Consider the following 18,949-nt stretch of genomic DNA (forward strand, 5'->3'; position numbering starts at 1 on the left):
TTCATACTGCCTGTATCCTATGGTATACTTAAAAATGTGATAAAACAAAATGAAAATAGGAGGTCTTATACTTTATGAAAACAACTACATGTCCCATTTGTGCATACACCCTTGATGATACCAATGATGAAATCATCTATTGTCCTGTATGCGGTACTGATTTAATAAAGGTAAACAGTGAAAAGATTATAAGAAATTCGCCAGGCACTTATACTATGGAGGATAAGCAATTTTTTGGAAAAATGAGTGCAAATGCGACGATCATACTTACGAATCAGCGCTTTCTTGTCATACCGGAAAAATTAGAGGGTTTTAATCGTTCCACGGTTCTCACTGCTTCCATCATGAATAAAATTACAAGTAATTATGGTGTAGTTTCGGTTCCTATTACAATGATAAAGGAAGTACGTGATGGAAAATTCGGTCTGTTGGGAAAAGCTTTGATTGTTGAAACGAAAGAAGCAAATGTGATTAAAATCACCGCACCGAAATTAAAAGAATGGAAAGAAGTATTAAGTAACACCCTACAAGCTTCTTCATAACAAGAAAGATAATAAGAGACAAAGCAAAAGAAGATTAGCAAAGCTATTTAATTGATGATGTAATAGCTTGTAATCTTCTTTTTTCCTATATCATCTACACTTTTTGCTTGTTATTTACCCTTCATGAGCCCATTCACAAATAGTTCTTTTAACATCATCAATACAATAAAACATCTTCCAAAATTGATATGTATTTTTCAAATACTGTGATTCTCTCAAATACGTAAAGTAATAACAGTTCTACTTGCTGTTCTTTCTTATGCCTTGGAATAAACGATTTCCCCATCAATAATGGTATGGTATACCGTTGTTTGCGGATCCAATATAGAACCATCACATATTACCATATCTGCATCCTTACCAACCTTTAAGCTGCCAATGCGCTCATCCAAGCCTAATATTTTTGCTGCATTAATGGTAATCGCCTTGACTGCTTCTATTTCCGGTAATCCTTCTTTCATCGCCAATCCTGCACACAATGGCAAATATTCCTGAGGTACTACCGGAGAATCCGTAGTTATCGCAATCAGAATACCTTCTTTATATAATTCATAAGGTGTTTTAAAAGATTTATTAGCTAACTCATATTTTGATTTGTGGGTTAAGGAAGGTCCAACAATTGCCGCAAAACCGCTGTCTTTTATTTGTTTCTTAATTATTTCCCCATCCGTACAATGATCCAAAGTCACCTTAATATCAAATTCTTTCGCAATTCTTAAAACAGTTAAGATATCATCACAGCGATGGGCATGGCATTTTAAAGGCAGTTCCCTCTGAATCACCGGAATCATCGCTTCTAGTTTCATGTCAAAAGCAGGCATCTTCGTGATATCCCCTTGTGCTGCTTCTTTTCTTGCAAGATATTCCTTGGTCTTAAATAAGGTTTCTCTTAATAAAGCAGCTACGTTCATTCGTGTTTTGATACGAGAATCCTGATACACACGTTTTGGATTTTCACCAAAAGCACATTTCATAGCGACCGGATTTTTAATTGCCATTTCATCCATGCTGACACCATACGTCTTATATGCAACAAAGGTTCCGCCAATGACATTGGCACTTCCAGGACCAGCCGCTACTGTTGTAATACCGGCATTACGAGCATTTACAATCGTTTCATCCAACGGATAGCAGCCATCAATGCCTCTTACCTGCGGTGTGATAGGATCACTGCTCTCATTTACATCATTACCTTCACTGCGAATGGCACTTTCTTCCATACCTAAATGACAATGAGCTTCTACCATTCCCGGGTAAACGCGTTTTCCATTCAAATCAATGCATACTTCATCTTCCGTTTCCACATGCCCGATTGCCGCAATTCGCCCATTTTGAATTAAGATATCGCCTTTTATGACCTGTTCTTCTTCCATTGTATAAATCTGTGCATTTTTTAATAACATTATCCATTCTCCTTTTATTTATAACTTATTTATTACCCTAATACTTCTTATGACAAAAGACATAGTTGCCTATGCCTTATTCAAATATTCGACGATTTTATCTCCCATCTCGCTGCAAGACAGATGTTTTTTCCCGTCTTCCATGATATCGGATGTGCGATAGCCATCTGCTAATACATCTTCTACTGCTTTTTCTATTTGCGCATATTCCGTATCTAAATCGAATGCATATTTCAACATCATACCTGCCGCTAAGATCGTTCCGATCGGATTCGCAATATTTTGCCCTGCAATATCTGGTGCAGAACCATGGATTGGCTCATACATACCACGCTTGCTATCCCCTAAAGATGCACTTGGAATCAAACCGATACTACCAGTAATCATGCTTGCTTCATCACTTAAGATATCACCGAACATATTTTCTGTGACGACAACATCAAACTGCGCAGGATTTTTTACGATTTGCATCGCCGTATTATCTACCAGCATATCCGCAACCTCAACATCGGGATATTCCTTGGCAACTTCATGTACGACCTTACGCCATAAACGTGAGGTATCTAATACATTTGCTTTATCCACAGATATGACCTTATGATGACGTTTACAGGCAGTTTGGAAAGCCGTATGGGCAATGCGGCGGATCTCATGTTCCGCATAATTCATATGATCACTTGCGACAAGTTCGCCATTGATTTCTTCTGTCTTCTTTTCCCCAAAGTATACACCACCGATTAACTCCCGTACGACCATAAAATCAATACCTTTTGCTACAATATCCTGACGTAATGGCGATGCATCTGCAAGTTGCGGAAAGATTTTAGCTGGACGTAAGTTTGCATACAAGCCCAATTCCTTACGAATACCCAACAAGGCCTTTTCAGGACGAATACTAGGATCTACATCATCCCATTTAGGACCGCCAACAGCGCCTAATAAAACCGAATCAGAATTCAAACATTGCTGCAGACTTTCTTCTGGTAGGCTTTTACCAAATTGATCAATGGCACAGCCACCTGCAATGACATGCGTATACGTAAATTCATGATCATACTTTTCAGCAATACAATCTAACACTTTAATAGCTTCTTTTACAATTTCCGGACCTATTCCATCTCCGGGAACTACTGCGATATGTTTTTTCATTCCTTCCCCTCCTTGATAGCATTCATCAAACCATTATGTTTCATAATGTTTTGGATAAAAGCAGGAAATGGTTCTGCTTGATAACTTTCCCCTTTTGTATGATTGATAATTTCACCTGTATCGAAATTAATTTCAATTTCATCCGCAGTATCGATTCGCTCACTGGCTTTCGGACATTCTAATATCGGCAAGCCGATATTGATAGCGTTGCGATAAAAGATACGGGCAAAACTTTTTGCAATCACGCAGGAAATTCCACTAGCCTTAATGGCAATTGGTGCATGCTCTCTTGAAGATCCACAACCGAAATTAAACCCTGCCACCATAATATCGTTGGCTTTTACTTTATTTACAAAATCCGCATCAATATCACACATACATTTTTCGGCCAGTTCTTTTGGATCACTAGTATTCAAATAACGTGCCGGAATGATAACATCCGTATCTACATTATCACCATATTTATGTGCATAACCTTTTGTTTCCATCCTTTATTCTCCTTCCCAAACAGCAATATGACCGGCGATTGCACTTGCCGCAGCCGTTGCCGGACTTGCCAGATATACTTCAGATTCCACATGTCCCATACGTCCGACAAAGTTACGATTTGTCGTTGCTACACAGCGTTCCCCTTCAGCTAAGATTCCCATATAGCCGCCTAAACAAGGGCCACAGGTTGGTGTTGATACTACACAGCCAGCATCGATAAAGATTTCCATATACCCACGTTTCATACATTCTTTATAAATAGCTTGCGTTGCCGGTATGATAATCGTACGTACTCCTTTTGCCACATGCTTTCCTTTTAGAATTTTTGCCGCTGTTTCCATATCAGATAGGCGACCGTTCGTACAAGAACCGATGACGACCTGATCAATGACGATGTTTTCTTTTATATCCTCCATCGTTTTCGTATTTTCTGGCAGATGTGGAAACGCAATTGTCGGTTTAATGGCACTAAGATCAATATGATATACGTTTGCATAGTCTGCATCACTATCTGCTTCATATGTTTTATATGGACGATGAACACGCTCTTTCACATAAGCTTCGGTAATTTCATCATAGGCAAAGATACCATTTTTTGCCCCTGCTTCAATTGCCATATTGGCCATCGCTAAGCGATCATCGATTGTCAAATTTCGCAAACCAACACCGCTAAATTCCATAGACTTATATAAAGCACCATCTACACCAATCATTCCGATGATATGAAGTATGACATCCTTCCCACTGACATTCGGCGCTAATTTCCCACGCAAATCAAACTTGATCGCTTCAGGAATTTTAAACCAACATTTGCCCGTTGCCATACCGGCTGCCATATCGGTACTGCCTACACCTGTTGAAAATGCATTTAAAGCTCCATACGTACATGTGTGTGAATCTGCTCCAATGATACATTCTCCAGGACCGACGATGCCTTTTTCTGGCAATAACGCATGTTCAATGCCCATTTCGCCTACATCATAAAAGTGTTTGATGTTCTTTGCGTATGCGAAGGTACGGCAAGCTTTACATTGCTGCGCAGCTTTAATATCCTTGTTCGGCGCGAAGTGATCCATCACCATCGTCACCCTACCAGGATCAAATACCTGTTCAAATCCATACTTCTCAAATTCTTTAATAGCAACCGGTGATGTGATATCATTCCCTAATACCATATCAAGATCAACTTCAATCAGTTGTCCGGCTTTGACCTCAGCAACATGTGCATGCTCTGCTAAGATCTTTTGTGTCATTGTCATACCCATTTTGTTTTACCTCCTACACGATGTACATGAAGTACATTGAAATATCGTCTTTTTGTTCACTATGATATAAAACTTTTGTATTATTCTTGCTTGTATGTTTTCATACGCGAAGCCAATCCTTATGCAGATGGCTCTATTGTCTCTATCTTTTCTTATTAGAATCTTTACTATCCCCTTATCAGAGACAACCCTTTACTGTAGTTAATCAATTTCCCCTAGTTCTGTTGTTGTGTTGCTCGTTTTTGTATAACAGCTCGATTAATAGCCGCAAATAAGGCCTTCACACTGGAAGCGATAATATCCTCATGTAAACCGACACCCCATTGGTTCTTTTGGCGACAGTCAATGATTTTGACATAAGATACTGCCTTAGAAGTAGATCCCTTGCTTAAGGCATGTTCTTTATAATCTAAGATATCAAATGTTAGATTCATGTTATCACGCAAAGCGTTGCTAGCAGCATCTAAACGTCCATTTCCAACACCGGTAATGTATCGATTCATCCCTTCATAGGTGATGTTCATCGTACAAGTAACTTTATCATTTTCCCTTATAAAATGATAATCGTTTAACGCATAAGGTGCATTCACATTCATATATTCTTTTTGGAATAAATCATTGATTTCATTTGGCAGCAATTCCTTATGTTCATGATCGCTCACATTCTTCATGAAATAGCCAACTTCTTCTCGCATATCATTTGGAAGTTCATAGCCATAATATTCTTCCAGCATATAACCAACGCCGCCTTTGCCACTTTGTGAATTGATGCGAATGACATCTGTCTCATACACTCTGCCGACATCTCTTGGATCAATTGGCAAATATGGAACGGTCCAGTGTTGTGGGTCTTTGGCATCGCGATAATGCATCCCTTTCGCAATAGCATCCTGATGTGAACCGGAGAATGCCGCAAATACCAATTGCCCGGCATAAGGCTGACGCATACCGACTTTCATGCGTGTACAGGCTTCATATACCTCAACGATATGAGGCATATTTGAAAAATCCAATTCAGGATCGACTCCCATCGCATACATATTCATTGCTAAAGTGACAATATCGACATTTCCAGTACGTTCGCCATTACCGAATAAGGTACCTTCAATACGATCAGCACCTGCTAAAATACCCATCTCTGTATCCGCAACACCACAGCCACGATCATTATGCGGATGAAGGGAAACCACAACATTTTCCCGATAGTTCATATGCTTACACATGTATTCGATTTGACTGGCATACACATGTGGCATGCTCATTTCCACGGTTACCGGAAGATTAATGATAACCTTGTTATCCGCTGTAGGCTGCCAAACGTCCAAGACCGCATTGCATACTTTTAAAGCATAATCGACTTCGGTTCCTGTAAAGCTTTCCGGAGAATATTCAAAGCGATAATTTCCACCATCTTCTTCGGTCAGCTGTTTTAACAGTTTTGCCCCTTCTACCGCAATCTTTAATACTTCTTCTTTGCTTTTCTTAAACACCTGTTCCCTTTGTGCATAAGATGTGGAATTGTATAAATGAATCACAGCATTTTTTGCACCTTTCACTGCTTCAAAGGTACGGCGGATGATATGCTCACGTGCTTGTGTCAGCACCTGGATCGTAACATCCTCTGGAATGCGGTTCTCATCGATAAGTTTCCGTAAGAATTCAAATTCGGTTTGTGAGGCTGCAGGAAAGCCAATTTCAATTTCTTTAAAACCAATTTCTACTAGTAATTCAAAGAAATCCAGTTTTTCATCTAAGCTCATTGGCACGATCAATGCTTGATTGCCATCTCGTAAATCAACACTGCACCATGTTGGTGCTTTCTCAATATATTCTTTTTTGGTCCAATCCATACAATCCGTTGGAGGCATATAATATTGCCGTTTGTACTTTTGATATCCTTCCATGTGATGTCCTCCTCTTTCTACCTTGTAATAAAAAAGCCTTCCATCTTCTTATTTTGAAGACGGAAAGCTGTCTGCTTTATCCGCGGTACCACTTCACTTGATGAACACTCATCCACTTAGTTCTTATCCTGTTGAATAAGAGCTCAATGATAACGGTAGAGCAGTCCCGGTGATGCTTACTTATGCAATGCATGTTCAGATCACAGCTCACGGGTGAGTTGATTCCAGTGTCCACATGCCTTTCACCAGCCGGCAATTCTCTACGGTGTGACGTATCTTTCATCTGGTCCCGATCAATGCTATTTCATCATTACCAAAAGGATATATCATTCTATGTAAAATGTCAACAGAAAAAGTAAATTTCATTTAATTTTTTTCTGAAAATATTTTCAATGTTGAATTTTCTGATTTGCTGCTTCCCTTTTCAATACGTTTTGAGCCGAACGTGCCGTTTGTGCAAAAAATGACATAGCTTCTTTCGGATAAGCTCCAGCTGCTGTTTCTCCTGTCAGCATAATTCCAGATGCACCATGATATACCGCATAAAAAATATCACTCACCTCAGAGCGTGTAGGCGTTGGTTGTGTCATCATAGAATGCAACATCTGTGTTACGACCATATAAGGCTTATGATAAGCATGACAAATATCCTGGATATGTTTTTGTACCATCGGCAATTCATACAATGGCATGGCATTGCCTAAATCTCCACGTGCTATCACAATATGATCGCAATAGGGCAGCAATTCTGTTAAATGTCTGACTCCATCCATGTTTTCAATCTTTGCATAAATTTCTAAAGATTCCGCATCCAATTCTCTCACTATTTGTTTCAATGCTTTTAAATCTTCTGCATTTCTGACAAAAGGCTGCATAATACCCGTAATTCCATATTTTTTAGCCAGGCGCAGATTTTCCATATCACTTGGTGTCAAAACCGGCATCTGGATATGCTGATGCGGCAGTGCCAAAGATTTTCTAGAAGTGAGTTCACCACCATGAAGAACCTTACAAATAATATTTTTTCCTTTTACTTCCTGCACTTCCAATAAGAATTTACCATCGTCTAATAAAATCCTTTGCCCAACCGGTACATGTCCATAAACTTGTTCAGGAACTGCTATTTCTGTTCCCAAACAAACGATACCTCCTTCGATTAAATGTATAGGCTTATCTAATTTTCCTATACGCAATTCCGGCCCTTTCATATCGATCAACAGTTTTGGTTCCACATTTGCTTCTCCTGCGGCCTCATGTAAGATTGTCAGCCATTCTTGACTATCTGTTAAATTCACATGTGATAAATTCAATCGAATACCATTCATACCACTGAAAAACATCTGTTTCAGTATTTCTTTGTTTGCACATGCTGGACCTAATGTACCATAAATTTCTAATTTTTCCATATACCCTCACACTATTTCTTTTTTTACATTATAACAAAGCCGCTCAAAAATAACTATTAGATTTTTTATGAATCTATATCATAAACGTGAACGATACCACCTAGTATCACTTACCGTGTTTTTTAACCTTAACATGTGATGCGGCATAACCGTTTTATCCGATTTGCTGTTTTCCTTTATCTTTCGATAATATTAGAAGTCACAATCATGATGTTTTGCATCATCTAAAGCAATTTTAAAGGAAGTATCACTTTCTCATAAATTTTCTTTCACTAAAAAGAAAAAGGAAGCGTTAAAATCATTAATGACGATTTATGACTTTAATCTTCCTTATTTGATATTAGGAAATTACTATTCCATAAGTTTATCCGTTCGTAATAGCGGCCTGTGCTGCAGCTAAACGTGCAATTGGTACACGGAATGGGCTACAGGATACATAGGTCAATCCCATACGATGACAGAAGTCGATAGAACTTGGATCTCCACCATGTTCACCACAAATACCAAGCTTGATGTTTGGACGTGTTTTACGTCCGCCGGCTACTGCCAGTTCGATAAGTTTGCCGACACCCTTTTGGTCAACTCTGGCAAATGGATCTTGTTCAAAGATTTTCTTTTCATAGTAATCATTCAAGAATCCACCGGCATCATCACGAGAGAAACCAAATGTCATCTGTGTTAAGTCGTTTGTACCAAAGCTAAAGAATTCAGCTTCTTCGGCAATTTCATCTGCCAATAATGCTGCACGAGGAATTTCGATCATGGTACCAACATGGTATTTCATATCAATATTTTCTCTTGCTAAAATTTCATCTGCTGTACGTACGACAACATCTTTTACATATTTCAATTCTGCTTTATCACCAACTAATGGAATCATGATTTCCGGTTCAATGTTCCAATCCGGATGTTTTTTGTTTACATTAATTGCTGCTTCAATAACCGCTGTTGTCTGCATTTCGGCAATTTCCGGATAAGAGATAGCCAAACGACAACCACGATGTCCCATCATAGGGTTAAATTCATGAAGTCCACTGATAACATTTTTCAATTCATCCAGATCGATCTTCATATCTTTTGCTAACTGTGCAATATCATAAGAGCTTGTTGGTAAGAATTCATGCAGAGGTGGATCCAAATAACGAATGGTTACCGGCATACCTTGCATTGCTTCATAAATACCTTCAAAGTCGCCTCTTTGCATAGGCAATAATTTCGACAGCGCTTTTCTTCTTTGACCTTCTGTCTTAGAAACGATCATTTCACGAACCGCTTTGATACGATCACCTTCAAAGAACATATGTTCCGTACGAACCAAACCAATACCTTCCGCACCGAACTTCACTGCCTGTTGTGCATCACGAGGCGTATCGGCATTTGTACGAACCTTTAACGTCCGGCGTTCATCTGCCCAATTCATGAAACGTTCAAAGTCACCGGAGATTTCTGCTGGCACAGTCTTGATCTTTTCACCATACACATTACCAGTAGAACCATCTAGAGAAATATAGTCGCCTTTATTATAGCGGTTTCCTTTTACTTCAAAATATTTTTCTTCTTCATTAATCGCGATATCACCACAACCGGATACGCAGCAAGCACCCATACCACGAGCTACGACAGCTGCATGAGATGTCATACCACCGCGCACGGTTAAGATACCTTCAGATACATGCATACCTTCAATATCTTCCGGAGAAGTTTCCAAACGAACTAAGATAACCTTATGTCCTAATGCTGTTTCCGCGATTGCTTCTTCAGCAGAGAAAACGATCTGTCCGCAAGCTGCACCAGGAGAAGCAGGCAATGCCGATGCAATTGGTTTTGCCTTCTTTAAAGCTTCTGCATCAAATTGTGGATGTAATAAGGCATCCAACTGTTTAGGTTCTACCATCATCAATGCTTCATCTTTGGTGATCATACCTTCATCTACCATGTCACAAGCAATCTTTAATGCGGCAGCTGCTGTACGTTTACCATTACGCGTCTGCAACATGAATAGATTACCTTTTTCAATCGTAAATTCCATATCCTGCATATTCTTGTAATGTTTTTCTAAGGTAGAACAGATTTCTACAAACTTATCATAAGCAGCAGGTGCAATTACCTTTAATTGATCAATGGTCTGTGGTGTACGGATACCGGCTACAACATCTTCGCCCTGCGCATTCATCAAGAATTCACCATACAGCTTGTTTTCACCGGTACTTGGATTACGTGTAAAGGCAACACCGGTACCGCAATCATCACCCATATTACCAAATACCATCATCTGCACATTTACCGCAGTTCCCCAATCACCCGGAATATCGTTCATCTTACGATAGAAAATCGCACGTTGGTTGTTCCAAGAACGGAAAACAGCTTCGATTGCACGATACAATTGTTCTTTAGGATCCGATGGGAATTCCTCATCTAGAGATTCCTGATAGAACTTCTTAAAGCGTTTTACCATGACCTTCATATCTTCAGCATCTAATTCCGTATCCTGTTCAACGCCCTTTGTTTCTTTCATTTCATCAATGATCTCTTCAAATTTAGCCTTGTTTAAACCCATGACAACATCAGCAAACATCTGAATAAAACGGCGGTAAGAGTCATAAGCGAAACGAGGATTGTCCATCAGCTTGGCAACACCTTCTACCACTTCATCATTCATACCTAAATTTAAAATGGTATCCATCATGCCTGGCATAGATGCACGCGCACCAGATCTTACGGATACTAACAATGGATTCTTTGGATCACCAAACTGTTTTCCAGCCAGTTCTTCCAATTTCATTAAATATTCAAAAATTTCTTTGCGAATTCCTTCATTAATAGTTTCATTGTCTGCATAGTACTGATTGCAGGCTTCGGTTGTGACTGTGAAACCATAAGGCACAGGCATTCCAAGATTCATCATCTCTGCCAGATTGGCACCTTTACCACCAAGCAGCTCACGCATGTTTTCATTTCCTTCACTGAAAAGGTAAACATACTTTTTACTCATCAAGCATTCCTCCTCTTATGTAATCGTTTACATTTACTTGCTTACATTATACCAAAGTTTCGTGTGTTTTCCTAGTGCTAATTTCACTATCCCTTCCTTTCTCACTCGCTAAAAACTAATAACAGCTTATGAACAAAGGTTTTTTCGCATGCTAAAATAATTTCGACAAAATTCGCAAAATTTAAAGGACAAGTTCCAGTCATAATAAAAAATAGCTACTCCATTCGCATGTAAGTACCTTTTCGTTTTTGATAAGGTACTTACATGCATTACACGAACAAAAGAAACGCTTCTATATGCTCACTATGTTTGCCGTATATAGCTCCTTTTTACCCTATGGTTTGTTGACATACACGATTTCCACTTCCACAACATGAACACCGAGTTTTTCATACGCTTGTTTGCATTGTTTCTGTATCTTTTTCGTTTGATACTTTTTTTGCGCTGCTTCTGATTTCACATAAATACGTAAAGTGATTGGCTGTGTTTTCACAATGGTCTCCGTCGGTGTATCATTCGCTATCTTCGCATATGGGAATACCTTTTCTTTATCTTCATCTTTGATCTGTAATAGGATATAATCTAGATCTTGCTTTTCCACAAGCGCAAAAACCGGCTGCTCAAATCTTTCTTCATTTAAAAATGCTGCTACCCGATTTTGCATATTGCCTTTTTCTAAGACCATCCAATCATAATCATCTTGAATACCTATATCACCTCGATAAGATAATCGAAAGTCTTTATCTATACTGTTTGCCACATCTATTTTCATAACATATGAACCGGATTTAAAATTATAGGATACCTCATAATCTGCAATATCTAATTCTGTATGATGTGTTTTTAAATATTCTTTCATATGTCTGGTTGCTATTTCTTTTGCGATAAAATTACCATTAAAGCTATTATAAAGCAGTAACAAAAAGATGACTCCGGCTGTTGCGATGATGAATGCAATCACTTTTAACACTTTCTTTTTCATGAGTTTTCCCTCCTTAAGGCATACGCATAACCAGCATAAATAAGAATGCCAATACTCATAAAAAACCAATATATTAGCGTATAAGGCAGCAAGGCTTCTTGATAGGATGCATCTATCATTTCTAATAATAGATGCATGATGGGAATCATTAGATATAATAGGAAGACATAGCGTTTCAATAGCCAATACCCCAAGGCGCCGATTATTGGCAATAGCAGAAAATTATGAAACTGGTATTGTGTTGCTGAGAAAGAACAAGCGAAAAGGATCATCAAACAAATTACACCCACCATCATGATACGCAAACGTTTTACTAATTTCTTTTTAATTGCTTGGGAATTGACGGTAATGTTTTCCTGCGCCAACAGCTTTTTACATTCTTCACAATGGCGGCAATGCTCTTGTACAAAGACTATGCTTGCCTCACTGGCTACATCATCTTTGACTAACGGTAGCAGATCTTGTACGATTTGACATTCATCTTTCATGATATCCCTCCTCACTTAATTTTTGACGCAAATATAGACGATTACGATAATCAATCACTCGCACAGAGTTTTCATTTAACTGTAAAAATGCTGCGATTTCCACATAGGAATACCCCTCTTGTTTCATTTTAAATATTTCTCTTGCTCGTAGAGGCTGTGTCTGCATCCATTCCATCAATTGCTCCATCAGCGCTTCATAGTCATGTTGCCTATCTTTATCGGCAACAACAAAACCATCTTGCAAGACATCATAGTGCACTTCTTTTTTACGTTTTCGCAATTCTTTGAATGTCACATGCCTGGCAATCGAAAATAACCATGTTTTCAGACTTGCCTTTCCTTTGAAAGTCGGCAAGGATAGGATCATCTGGTAAAACGTTTCCGATGTCAGATCTTCACTTAAACTGGCATCATGACACAAGGAGTAAATATAGATATAGACATCCTTGTGATATGCTTCATACAGTTCTTCTATCATCTATGTTTTCCTCCTTCCACCTATATGTACCGCAACCTAATAAAAACGTTACAAACTTTATAATTTAGTATAGCATAGTATCAGCATGGAATATGATTTCTGTGCTTTAACTTTACGTATTACTTTCATTTAAATCCTAAAAAAAGTGCCTGCTACAGCACTTTTTTAGGATTTATTATTTGCTTTTTTAGTTCTTACCTAATAAACGGAACATATTCTTCTTATAAACTTCTACACCTGGCTGATTGAATGGATTGATATCCAACATATAACAAGTCATAGCGCAAGCACGGAAGAAGAAATAGCACATATAACCAAAGCTTTCCGCACTCATATCAGGCATCGTAATAATCAGATTTGGTACATTTCCAGTTACTTCATGCGCTTCTAAAGTACCTTTTGCTGCCATCTTATTTACCCAATCAACCGATTTACCTGCTAAGTAATTCATGCCATCCGCATTGTCAGGATCACTTGGGAAAGTGATATCCAACGTTGGTTTTTCTACTAACAACAAGGTTTCGTACAGTACTTTTTTACCTTCTTGGATAAATTGACCTAAAGAATGCAAATCGGTAGAGAAGTTTGCACTTGTTGGTAAGTTTCCTTTTTCTTCCTTACCTTCACTTTCACCAAACAGCTGCTTCCACCATTCCGCAACCATGGTCATTTGTGATTCATAGCTTACCAGCATTTCCACATTTTTGCCCTGATTCTCTAAAATGCGACGGCAGACTGCATATGCATAAGCATCATTCTTAGCCAGATCAGGATCCGCCATATCTTCATATGCCTTCTGTAAACCAGTCATGATGGCATCAATATCGATACCGGCTACAGCGATTGGGAATAAACCTACCGGTGTGATAACAGAAAAGCGTCCACCGATATCATCTGGAATTACAAAAGTTTCATAGCCTTCTTTATCAGCGATTGCCTTCAATGTTCCCCGTGCTTTATCGGTTGTCGCAACAATTCTTTCACGTGCACCGTCTTTTCCATATTTATCTTCCATGAACTGTTTCAGTAAACGGAAAGCCAATGCTGTTTCCGTCGTTGTTCCGGATTTAGAAATAACGTTTACACAAACTTCCTTATCTTTTATATAATTCAGGACCTGTGCGATATACGTACTGGAGAATGTATTTCCCATAAAGATAATTTCTGGTTTTTTATCAGCATACAAGCCATTGATCATTTCAATAGCAGCACGTGCTCCCAGATAAGAACCACCAATACCACAAACAATACAAACATCACATTTCTCACGGATTTTTTGGGCAACCTTCTTCATACGGTCAAACTCTTCTTTATCATAGGTATGCGGCCATTCTACCCAACCTACAAAGTCATTCCCTTTACCGGTACGCTTCATCAGCTGTTCGTGATATTTATTAACGACTTCCTGATAGCTTTTTACGTCTTCTTTTAAAAATGCATGCGTAGTGTCTAATTTCATCATATGCTTTTTCTCCTTTATCTGTTTGCATCCTCAATCCATGAATCCAGCTTTTCTGCCAAGGATGTGAATCCTATTTCCATCTTTGGCAATTCATGAATGATCTTGCGTTTGCGCATAGAACGAGCTTTCTTTGCCTCTACAGCTTTTAAAGACAGTTTGAAGTGGGTGCCATCTTCATCAATATCAAGAATTTTCACTTTTACCCGCTGATTAATTTTCACATACGTATGCACATCACGGACAAAGCGTTCACTGATTTCGGAAATATGAATCAGTCCATTATGACAATTATCTAAATAGACGAATGCCCCATAAGGCTTGATGCCGGTAATCACCCCTTCAACGACTTCACCAACCATATAATGCATCTACTCACCTCATTTCGCTCGTGTTAATTATAGCACGTTCTTTTCTAAAATTAACAGTCCTTTCCATATGTTTTATATGACATTACATCATAGGAAGAGAAATTGCTGGCAAAAAGCAGACAACTATCAATAATTTTGGTTTTTGTGCTATAATAATGAAGACGAGAACTTTTTCTCTTTAATGAGGTGATACTTGCATGAGTTCCATATATCCCCTGCTGGCAGCTTTATTTGCCAATGTATTGGCGCAGGTCTTAAAACCTGTTGTCCTTTATTTGCGTACACAGAAAGTAGATATTCATCAATGTATTGCATGCGGAGGATTTCCCAGCTCTCATAGTTCCACGGTCACTGCATTGACGATGGCAATTGGATTGAGTGAAGGCTTTGATTCCACCTATTTTGCGATTACATGTGTATTCAGTTTCATTGTTATTTATGATGCTGCAAATGTACGTTATTATGCAGGGCGAAACATACAGCTGACCAAACAGCTTATATCAGATTTGGAAGGTATGAAGGGTCTGAAATTAAATGATCCGATTTATCATGAAAAAATCAAAAGTGTTTTAGGACATAAATTTGTTGAAATTATCGGCGGCATGATCTTAGGCTTTTTCGTATCTTTACTTATGTATCAGCTGCTGCATTTATAGAAAGTAGGTGAATGTATGATTAATAAAGAAGATGAAATACGCAATGTTATTGAAAAAATTCGTCCTTACATTCAGCGCGATGGTGGCGATGTAGAATATGTTTCTTTCACGGATGGCATCGTTCGTGTACGTTTGTTAGGAGCCTGTGTTGGCTGCATGTCCATCGGTGATACCTTAAAGGATGGCATTGAGGCAATTATCATGGATGAGATTGCCGGTGTCAGTGAAGTACGTTTAGCAGATGAAGAATAAAAGGGCTTAGGCCCTTTTTCTTTATTATCAGATGGATGAGCAAGCACCTGAATCATCGAAAAGAAAAGCATCCGTATTCAGTAAATCTTTAAACTTTTCGATAAACATCTTCATTCCTATAGAAAAAGCATGATGAAGTTGGGAATACTTCACCATGCCAAGTGTTTTCACTAGTTCTTTTTCGCAGTCGTTTTTCCTTTTTTGGCGTTTGCCATTTCTACCGGTTTAGGATCTGGGTCATCAAAATAACGTCCTGGCTTCGATAAGTCAAAATACAAACGACTATCTTCACTCATACCGAAGTTACGGTTACTGCCATCATCCGTAATCTTATTCAACGCCTCACAGAACAATGCATTATGCGCTTCTTCACGCTCAAGTAAAAACATGATTGTTTCCTTTACATACTTATCGTCAATCTGGCGATATAAGTATTCATAAACGACTTTGGCACGCTGCTCACTGGCAATATCCGCTAATAAATCAGCTGCTAAATCGCCAGTCACGGTAACATAATCAGCTGTCCATGGATTTCCACTTGAGTTAACTAAAGCCGGATTTAAACCAAAGGTTACCATTGTTTCTAATTCACCATTTTCAACCTTTTTGTAATCAACATCACCGCCGTTTAATAAATTAATCGTTTCTGCCACCATTTCCATATGGCTTAATTCTTCCGTACCGATATCTAAGAATAAATCTTTAAAAACAGGATCTTTTGCACGAAAGCTCTGAGATAAATACTGTAAAGCTGCTTTTAATTCACCATTGTTTCCACCTAACTGCTCCTGCATTAGTACTGCATATTGCGGATTTGGACGTTCTACTTTTACTGGATGCAATAACTTTTTCTTATGTTCAAACATATCATCACTCCTTTTTCATCTTTAGTATGGGTATGTTGAAACGCCTTATTCGTATTTTTTATAAAAAACAAAAGTATGCAAAGCCACTTGTGGTAAAATAAAAACAGGGAGGGATCCTTATGCGTATTTTTCATAAACCGAAAAAGAAAATTGTCCATGCACATGGTAAGGAAAAGATTGTAGCAGGAATGCGATTTGAGGATTATCGAAAAGCATTAGCTGATGAAGATTTTGCGCCGGGTTGGGAAGTGATTGAGGATAGTTTTGCCAAATGTTATCCTAATCAAAAGCCAAAACATTACGCAACTACATTAACATCTCGTGCATTATTTGGAGGAAATGAATATTTGGATGGCTATAGTATTTATACTTCACCAAAAGGATATCAACATATTGTTACCTATGGCATGACCAATCTATATGGCGATGAACAGGCATTTGGACAAACATATAGTCGCTGGGGCTATGAAATGACCATGAAGCTGCAAGAACATAGCAGTGAAGATTGTGTATGGGCTTGTAATATGTTGGGAAATCTTGCCCGTTATACCTATACGACAAAGCGCTTTTTTGAAGAAAATCAATATGTGCTTGGTAATCAAGAACCAATCAAGCGAGGCTCTGATAGTAAGATCACATCGCTACTTATCATAAAAGACAATGAGATTCCTGAAGTAGAAAGCGTTCATGGACTTGTCACTTATTTACAATTAGTCGGCATTTTATGGGAAGAGGCTTGTGCAATTAGAGAAGATCCATCAAAAATTCCTATTCTTTTAGAAAACATGCGGAAAGATAATCCGAATGGTGTTACGGATCTTGAAAGAGTAAACGCTTACTTATAACAAGAGAAGCTTAGCTCACACTCTTTGCAATAGTATTGCTAAACACCTTATCTATTGCATAAAATAGCATAAGAAAAGAGATGATAGAAAGCTTATGAGATAATACTTTACGCTTTTTTCCTCATCTCTTTTTTCGTGATCGTTTTTAATACCCATATGCTTCCGCAATCAAAATTACGCGGATACGATCTTCCTTATCATAGTTGATCTTAACATAACTGCTGCATATGCGATCTTTACTGTAACAATCCTGACAGCTTCCTGTCTTGCTGCAAGGTGTCTGCTTATGCAAGCGTACACTATTGGCTGGAGCAGCAATTTCACGGATACGTTTCTTTGCCGCCTCTTCATCTTCGACAATCTTATTATACCCGGCTACGATAATGACTTGCTTCGGTCCAAAAATCATAGCACTGACCCGGTTTCCATGACCATCGATATTCACCAATTCTCCTTGCAAAGTTACCGCATTGGTACTGGCGATAAAGGTATCTGCTGAAAATGCTTTACGTGCCTCTGCATCACTTTGTTCCCGTGTCATCGTAGGATCACTGTGTGAATGAAACACAAGATCACGATGATTTAGCATATCCAAAATACCGGTTTCTTGTAATGTCATCGTCCCACCATCACATACTGTTTCATGATCTTTGATCATCGCATTCACTAATTCTCTGGCAGCCTGTGCATCTTCCACAAGATACGCTTTCATACCATTCTTCTCTAATGCCTTTTTACAGGCTTCCATTTTAATTTTGATAATTTCCTTTACATTTGCATCCATCTTTACATCTCCTTATACTCTTTGCCTAGTTGTGCATAATGCATAGCATTGTCTTGAATTTCCTGTATTTGTTGTGCTGATATTGTCTTTATAACCTTGGCAGGGCAGCCAACAACGATACTGTTTTTAGGTATCTGCATATGTTCTGTCACTAAAGCCCCGGCTCCGATAATACTATGGGAACCAATATGAGCACCATTTAAGATAATGGCACCCATACCAATTAACACCTCATCCTCAATATGACAGCCATGCAAAATGGCATTATGACCCACCGTTACATGTTTTCCTATAGTCAATACATGCTGTGGATCGGTATGTAACGTACAATTGTCTTGAATGTTACTGCCTTCACCGATTTCAATATGATCTTTATCCCCACGAATCACACTGCCAAACCAAACACTGGCATCTGCTTTCATAGTTACATCACCAATGATAGTCGCATTATCCGCAACAAAGCAGGTGGCATCAATTCGTGGAGTATGGTTTCGATATGTCTGTATCATATGTTTCACCTCTTTGCCTTTATTGTAGTTGTATTTGAAAGAAATGTAAATGCTTCTTTAGCTTTTTACAAACGCTTTAAAATGGTATCTTCCCCATCTTTGATTTTTA

General features: G+C 38.5%; 19 protein-coding genes. 4 read left to right on the forward strand and 15 right to left on the reverse strand.

Annotation, left to right across the window (positions count from 1 at the left end; translation table 11 throughout):
* The first annotated feature begins 74 nt into the window (after positions 1-74).
* Positions 75-542: a transcription factor gene (locus tag AC1VS3_RS03850; RefSeq protein ID WP_008689111.1), complete on the forward strand. Its 468-nt coding sequence runs from the start codon at positions 75-77 to the stop codon at positions 540-542.
* 257 nt (positions 543-799) lie between these two features.
* On the opposite strand, the gene AC1VS3_RS03855 is transcribed toward AC1VS3_RS03850, so the two are convergent.
* From AC1VS3_RS03855 to AC1VS3_RS03910, 12 genes are all read right to left on the reverse strand, one after another.
* A complete protein-coding gene (locus AC1VS3_RS03855; RefSeq protein ID WP_008689113.1) occupies positions 800-1,945 on the reverse strand; it encodes an amidohydrolase in 1,146 nt (381 codons plus the stop codon).
* A gap of 69 nt (positions 1,946-2,014) precedes the next feature.
* Entirely contained in the window at positions 2,015-3,094 is a 1,080-nt protein-coding gene (gene leuB, locus AC1VS3_RS03860; protein WP_008689115.1) for a 3-isopropylmalate dehydrogenase, read from the reverse strand.
* Positions 3,091-3,582, reverse strand: a complete 492-nt coding sequence (gene leuD, locus AC1VS3_RS03865; protein WP_008689117.1) for a 3-isopropylmalate dehydratase small subunit — start codon at positions 3,580-3,582, stop codon at positions 3,091-3,093. Before leuD ends, leuB begins: the two co-directional genes overlap by 4 nt.
* A gap of 3 nt (positions 3,583-3,585) precedes the next feature.
* Positions 3,586-4,848 (reverse strand): 3-isopropylmalate dehydratase large subunit, encoded by a 1,263-nt coding sequence (gene leuC / locus AC1VS3_RS03870; RefSeq protein ID WP_008689119.1) that lies wholly within the window; start codon positions 4,846-4,848, stop codon positions 3,586-3,588.
* Positions 4,849-5,063: 215 nt separating this feature from the next.
* Complete coding sequence (gene leuA / locus AC1VS3_RS03875) at positions 5,064-6,752, reverse strand: 2-isopropylmalate synthase (protein WP_008689120.1); 1,689 nt, start codon at positions 6,750-6,752, stop codon at positions 5,064-5,066.
* Positions 6,753-7,141: 389 nt separating this feature from the next.
* The gene (gene pyk / locus AC1VS3_RS03880) at positions 7,142-8,158 is read right to left on the reverse strand and encodes a pyruvate kinase (protein WP_008689121.1); all 1,017 of its coding nucleotides are present in this window, start codon (positions 8,156-8,158) and stop codon (positions 7,142-7,144) included.
* Positions 8,159-8,522: 364 nt separating this feature from the next.
* Positions 8,523-11,150 (reverse strand): pyruvate, phosphate dikinase, encoded by a 2,628-nt coding sequence (ppdK, locus tag AC1VS3_RS03885; protein ID WP_008689122.1) that lies wholly within the window; start codon positions 11,148-11,150, stop codon positions 8,523-8,525.
* Positions 11,151-11,484: 334 nt separating this feature from the next.
* Positions 11,485-12,132, reverse strand: a complete 648-nt coding sequence (locus tag AC1VS3_RS03890) for a YfjL-like protein (protein ID WP_008689123.1) — start codon at positions 12,130-12,132, stop codon at positions 11,485-11,487.
* A complete protein-coding gene (locus tag AC1VS3_RS03895) occupies positions 12,129-12,620 on the reverse strand; it encodes a zf-HC2 domain-containing protein (RefSeq protein WP_008689124.1) in 492 nt (163 codons plus the stop codon). The genes AC1VS3_RS03890 and AC1VS3_RS03895 overlap by 4 nt, the downstream gene beginning before the upstream one ends.
* Positions 12,610-13,098 (reverse strand): RNA polymerase sigma factor, encoded by a 489-nt coding sequence (locus tag AC1VS3_RS03900; protein WP_008689125.1) that lies wholly within the window; start codon positions 13,096-13,098, stop codon positions 12,610-12,612. Before AC1VS3_RS03900 ends, AC1VS3_RS03895 begins: the two co-directional genes overlap by 11 nt.
* 187 nt (positions 13,099-13,285) lie before the next feature.
* Positions 13,286-14,560, reverse strand: a complete 1,275-nt coding sequence (locus AC1VS3_RS03905; RefSeq protein ID WP_008689126.1) for a glucose-6-phosphate isomerase — start codon at positions 14,558-14,560, stop codon at positions 13,286-13,288.
* Positions 14,561-14,574: 14 nt separating this feature from the next.
* Positions 14,575-14,928 carry a CvfD/Ygs/GSP13 family RNA-binding post-transcriptional regulator gene (locus AC1VS3_RS03910; protein ID WP_008689127.1) on the reverse strand — a complete coding sequence of 118 codons (354 nt, stop codon included), beginning with the start codon at positions 14,926-14,928 and terminating at the stop codon, positions 14,575-14,577.
* Positions 14,929-15,125: 197 nt separating this feature from the next.
* Here AC1VS3_RS03910 and AC1VS3_RS03915 point away from each other — a divergent pair, with 197 nt between their 5' ends.
* Positions 15,126-15,584 (forward strand): divergent PAP2 family protein, encoded by a 459-nt coding sequence (locus AC1VS3_RS03915; protein WP_008689128.1) that lies wholly within the window; start codon positions 15,126-15,128, stop codon positions 15,582-15,584.
* A 15-nt stretch (positions 15,585-15,599) separates the two neighbouring features.
* Positions 15,600-15,836: a NifU family protein gene (locus tag AC1VS3_RS03920; RefSeq protein ID WP_008689129.1), complete on the forward strand. Its 237-nt coding sequence runs from the start codon at positions 15,600-15,602 to the stop codon at positions 15,834-15,836.
* Positions 15,837-16,006: 170 nt separating this feature from the next.
* Here the strand turns inward: AC1VS3_RS03920 and AC1VS3_RS03925 are convergent, their stop codons facing one another.
* Positions 16,007-16,702: a manganese catalase family protein gene (locus AC1VS3_RS03925; protein ID WP_008689131.1), complete on the reverse strand. Its 696-nt coding sequence runs from the start codon at positions 16,700-16,702 to the stop codon at positions 16,007-16,009.
* Positions 16,703-16,821: 119 nt separating this feature from the next.
* On the opposite strand from AC1VS3_RS03925, the gene AC1VS3_RS03930 reads away from it, so the two are divergent.
* On the forward strand, positions 16,822-17,547 hold the full coding sequence (locus tag AC1VS3_RS03930; protein ID WP_008689133.1) for a suppressor of fused domain protein: 726 nt from the start codon (positions 16,822-16,824) through the stop codon (positions 17,545-17,547).
* Between the two features lie 145 nt (positions 17,548-17,692).
* On the opposite strand, the gene AC1VS3_RS03935 is transcribed toward AC1VS3_RS03930, so the two are convergent.
* Together AC1VS3_RS03935 and AC1VS3_RS03940 are read right to left on the reverse strand one after the other, a co-directional pair.
* Complete coding sequence (locus AC1VS3_RS03935) at positions 17,693-18,331, reverse strand: lactate utilization protein (protein WP_008689134.1); 639 nt, start codon at positions 18,329-18,331, stop codon at positions 17,693-17,695.
* Between the two features lie 2 nt (positions 18,332-18,333).
* The gene (locus tag AC1VS3_RS03940) at positions 18,334-18,840 is read right to left on the reverse strand and encodes a gamma carbonic anhydrase family protein (protein ID WP_008689136.1); all 507 of its coding nucleotides are present in this window, start codon (positions 18,838-18,840) and stop codon (positions 18,334-18,336) included.
* Positions 18,841-18,949 lie beyond the last annotated feature (109 nt).

It is taken from the genome of Longicatena sp., assembly GCF_982403165.1.

Excerpts from the sequence above, each read along its gene's own strand:
- AC1VS3_RS03910 (WP_008689127.1), bottom strand. The coding sequence starts at position 14,928 with ATGCATTATATGGTTGGTGAAGTCGTTGAAGGGGTGATTACCGGCATC.
- AC1VS3_RS03850 (WP_008689111.1), top strand. The coding sequence starts at position 75 with ATGAAAACAACTACATGTCCCATTTGTGCATACACCCTTGATGATACC.
- AC1VS3_RS03925 (WP_008689131.1), bottom strand. The coding sequence starts at position 16,702 with ATGTTTGAACATAAGAAAAAGTTATTGCATCCAGTAAAAGTAGAACGT.
- leuB (WP_008689115.1), bottom strand. The coding sequence starts at position 3,094 with ATGAAAAAACATATCGCAGTAGTTCCCGGAGATGGAATAGGTCCGGAA.
- AC1VS3_RS03930 (WP_008689133.1), top strand. The coding sequence starts at position 16,822 with ATGCGTATTTTTCATAAACCGAAAAAGAAAATTGTCCATGCACATGGT.
- AC1VS3_RS03915 (WP_008689128.1), top strand. The coding sequence starts at position 15,126 with ATGAGTTCCATATATCCCCTGCTGGCAGCTTTATTTGCCAATGTATTG.
- AC1VS3_RS03940 (WP_008689136.1), bottom strand. The coding sequence starts at position 18,840 with ATGATACAGACATATCGAAACCATACTCCACGAATTGATGCCACCTGC.
- AC1VS3_RS03935 (WP_008689134.1), bottom strand. The coding sequence starts at position 18,331 with ATGGATGCAAATGTAAAGGAAATTATCAAAATTAAAATGGAAGCCTGT.
- AC1VS3_RS03890 (WP_008689123.1), bottom strand. The coding sequence starts at position 12,132 with ATGAAAAAGAAAGTGTTAAAAGTGATTGCATTCATCATCGCAACAGCC.
- AC1VS3_RS03895 (WP_008689124.1), bottom strand. The coding sequence starts at position 12,620 with ATGAAAGATGAATGTCAAATCGTACAAGATCTGCTACCGTTAGTCAAA.
- AC1VS3_RS03920 (WP_008689129.1), top strand. The coding sequence starts at position 15,600 with ATGATTAATAAAGAAGATGAAATACGCAATGTTATTGAAAAAATTCGT.
- pyk (WP_008689121.1), bottom strand. The coding sequence starts at position 8,158 with ATGGAAAAATTAGAAATTTATGGTACATTAGGTCCAGCATGTGCAAAC.
- AC1VS3_RS03855 (WP_008689113.1), bottom strand. The coding sequence starts at position 1,945 with ATGTTATTAAAAAATGCACAGATTTATACAATGGAAGAAGAACAGGTC.
- ppdK (WP_008689122.1), bottom strand. The coding sequence starts at position 11,150 with ATGAGTAAAAAGTATGTTTACCTTTTCAGTGAAGGAAATGAAAACATG.
- leuC (WP_008689119.1), bottom strand. The coding sequence starts at position 4,848 with ATGGGTATGACAATGACACAAAAGATCTTAGCAGAGCATGCACATGTT.
- leuD (WP_008689117.1), bottom strand. The coding sequence starts at position 3,582 with ATGGAAACAAAAGGTTATGCACATAAATATGGTGATAATGTAGATACG.
- AC1VS3_RS03905 (WP_008689126.1), bottom strand. The coding sequence starts at position 14,560 with ATGATGAAATTAGACACTACGCATGCATTTTTAAAAGAAGACGTAAAA.
- AC1VS3_RS03900 (WP_008689125.1), bottom strand. The coding sequence starts at position 13,098 with ATGATAGAAGAACTGTATGAAGCATATCACAAGGATGTCTATATCTAT.
- leuA (WP_008689120.1), bottom strand. The coding sequence starts at position 6,752 with ATGGAAGGATATCAAAAGTACAAACGGCAATATTATATGCCTCCAACG.